The organism is Plesiomonas sp. (assembly GCF_051650925.1).
Classification (GTDB): Bacteria; Pseudomonadota; Gammaproteobacteria; order Enterobacterales; family CAMTGL01; genus Plesiomonas.
In genome coordinates, this window is sequence record NZ_JBOFRH010000331.1 from 1 (window position 1) to 3,380 (window position 3,380).

The 3,380-nt window shown below is 45.8% G+C and carries 2 protein-coding genes and 1 pseudogene; all 3 read right to left on the reverse strand.

Annotated elements, in window-relative coordinates; translation table 11 throughout:
* Positions 1-336, reverse strand: a pseudogene (locus ACRC27_RS07730) (ChiP family protein); the annotation flags it as partial.
* 505 nt (positions 337-841) lie between these two features.
* Positions 842-2,869 carry an NAD-dependent DNA ligase LigA gene (ligA, locus tag ACRC27_RS07735; RefSeq protein WP_438639577.1) on the reverse strand — a complete coding sequence of 676 codons (2,028 nt, stop codon included), beginning with the start codon at positions 2,867-2,869 and terminating at the stop codon, positions 842-844.
* Positions 2,870-2,965: 96 nt separating this feature from the next.
* A partial coding sequence (zipA, locus tag ACRC27_RS07740) for a cell division protein ZipA (protein WP_438639578.1) occupies positions 2,966-3,380 on the reverse strand: 415 nt, incomplete at its 5' end.

Here is a 3,380-nt window from a genome sequence, read left to right on the forward strand (position 1 = left end):
ACCTTGAGTTAAATCATAAGCATAGAAACCACCCAGATCTAAACCAATAAAATCCCACGCATAGCCAGAATTAAAGTTCAGTGCTACCTGTGCAGTAGAATGTGCAAGATTATGGTCATATGGACCTTCAGTTGCCCCAGGAGCTAGTAAACGACGGTCACGGTCACGCTGCATATAGAACAAGCCACCGGTCATTTTGGACTCATCGATAAACTTTTCGTAGCTTGCGCCATAAGTAGGGCTTCCAGCATCTTGCTGAGCCATAACTGATGTTGATGCTAATGCACCAAAGACAGCCAGCGATAACGCTGCAACTTTAAATTGTTTCGCTTCCATTACGAACTCCCATTTATTGGATATTTTATCCGTGCTCTGGTCAGTTATTTATGCCACCGCTAACCAGAGTTCTCCCAAAGAAATAAAAACTAACTAAACCCCACACGGGTAAACACTCAACCACCTCAGTCTTCCGTGTGGAGAGGCAGTAGGTACATAACAAGAGTACTTTCGCAGCGCAAAACATCAATGCTTATTCGTGGCTTTTTTATAAATTTATGACAGAGTGCAAAAAAATATTACAGGAGGACTGGAACTATTTATAAGGCAGGTACTCAAATACGTGTTAAATCAATGATATAGAAAAATACCATTTAATTTCAATGACTTAATAAATACACGTTGACGCATTACATTTTATATTGTTATCGAAATTAAAATATAAAATGAATAAAATAAGATATGCATCGCAAATTAATATGAATAAAGACGCATTAGCATGATATGTTTCGCACTAATTGCGCCCTATTTTTTCAATAACAGGGCGCTTATTTTGCGACGCAGATTAGCGGTTAATTATTTCTAAAAAATCATCTTCAGTGAGAATTGAAATACCTAATGCTTGGGCTTTTGCTAATTTTGAGCCTGCGGCATCACCTGCAATTAAATAGTCTGTTTTACTCGATACACTTCCCGTGACTTTACAACCTAATTGCAATAAATAGGCTTTTGCATCATCTCTGGTCATTCGGGTTAATGTTCCGGTTAATACAACAGTTTTATTCAATAACGGTGAATCTATCGGTGCACTCACCGCATCAACCGAAGTTTCTTCCCAAAAAATGCCCTGCTGCAGCAGATTATCAATAACGGTGATGTTATGTGGTTCACGCAAAAAGTGGTAAACATGCGCAGCGACCACCGCCCCTACATCTTGCACGGTTTGCAAACTTTCATGATTAGCTTCACGCAATGCCGTTAATGTATGAAAGTGTGCCGCTAAATTGGCTGCCGTAGCCTCCCCGACTTCACGAATCCCCAACGCATACAGAAAACGGGCAAAGGTGGTTTTTTTTGCCTTTTCGATGGCACTGAGTAAGTTTTGTGCCGACTTTGGCCCCATTCGTTCAAGACGGGTTAGCTCTCCTAGTGAGAGACGAAACAGATCTGCAGGCGTTTGAATCAACTCACGTTCGACAAGTTGATCAACAATTTTTTCGCCCATTCCCTCAATATCAAAAGCACGGCGAGATGCAAAATGGCGGATGGCTTCTTTACGTTGGGCTGGGCAGATTAATCCGCCACTGCAACGCGCAACCGCTTCGCCTTCAACACGCTCAACGGAAGAGGCACAAACTGGACACTCGGTAGGAAATATAATCTCTGTAACGCACGCAGGCCGACGCTCTAGCACGACACTGGCTATTTTAGGGATAACATCACCCGCTCGTCGGATCACGACAGTATCGCCAATACAGAGCCCTAAGCGGGTAATCTCATCTGCATTGTGCAGCGTGGCATTACTGACCGTGACCCCACCGACAAAAACAGGGTCTAATTTCGCCACAGGGGTAATAGCGCCGGTTCTACCGACCTGAAACTCGACATCCAGTACGGTGGTCAACTCTTCTTGCGCCGGAAATTTCACGGCAATTGCCCAGCGGGGCGCTCTGGCTACAAATCCTAACTGGGTTTGCAGTGCAAGATCATCCACTTTGATAACGACACCATCAATGTCAAAGTTAAGCTGATCACGTCTCGCCAGAATATCGGCATAGTAAGCAAGCACGGCCTGTTCGCCATTAACTTGCTTAACCTCATTGCTCACCGGCAACCCCCACTCACGCAGTACGTTTAAGCGCGCGATATGGCTTTCAGGCAGATGATTGCCGCTGTGGGTATCAGCAATACCAATGCCATAGGCATAAAAGGCTAATGGGCGTTGAGCGGTAATTTTGCTATCAAGTTGACGCAGTGAACCTGCGGCTGCATTACGCGGGTTGACAAACAGCTTCTCTCCTTTGTGGCGAGCCTGTTCATTTATACGTTCAAAGCCATCACGCGTCATGAAAACCTCACCGCGAACCTCCAAGCGCTGAGGGTATCCGCCATGTAAACGCAGTGGAATGGAGCGAATAGTGCGCACATTTTCGGTGATCTCTTCACCTGTCATGCCATCACCACGGGTTGCCGCCTGAACCAAAAGACCGTCAACATACAGCAAACTGACGGCCAAGCCGTCAAGTTTCGGCTCGCACGAATACGTCAGTGTTTGAGTGCTACCAAGACGGTCTAGTACTCTTTTTTGAAATGCCAAAAAATCGTCATTACCGAATGCGTTATCCAGTGAAAGCATCGGGACTTCATGTTTCACCTGAGAGAAACCGCTAAGCGGCGCACCACCGACACGCTGTGTCGGGGAGTCTGGCGTAACTAACTCCGGATGTTCTGCTTCCAGATCCCGCAACTGCTGCATCTGACGATCATATTCGGCATCAGGTATCGAGGGCTGATCGAGTACATAATAAAGATATTCATGATGGCGGAGCTGCTCGCGTAACTCGGCTAACTGTTGTGTAATGCTATCGGCCATAGGTCTGCCCCCTTAATGAGAAAACCCCCGCCAAAGCGAGGGTTTTAGGTAAACGATATTTTACTGTGATATGTGCGTTATACGGTTCAGATAATGTTAAGCGCACACCGCTTTAATACGCATTTTGTACTCTTCATTTTTCTGCGGTGTCCACATGCGGCGCTCATCATCAAGAACTAAACCACCCACATCATCAGCAATGCGCTGCGCAGCTTGCAGCATCAGTTTGAAGTTCTGGCTAGCATCACCGTAAGATGGCACTTGCATAAAGATGGTGATCCCCGGTGTAGTAAATGCAGCCATATTAGCAACATCAAAAGTGCCAGGTTTTACCATATTGGCCAAACTAAACAGTACCGGACCGCTGCCCATTGGATCAATGTGGCGATGGAAAATAGCCATCTCGCCATGCTGGAAACCCAACTGCATCAGGCTATTTAGCAAACGCTCACCATCAATAATGTGCCCAGCATGTGCCGTGACATTCAGCACAAGTACATCACTTTTCGGC

Bases quoted from the DNA above. Each gene is read 5' to 3' on its own strand.
- ligA (WP_438639577.1), bottom strand. From the start codon at position 2,869: ATGGCCGATAGCATTACACAACAGTTAGCCGAGTTACGCGAGCAGCTC.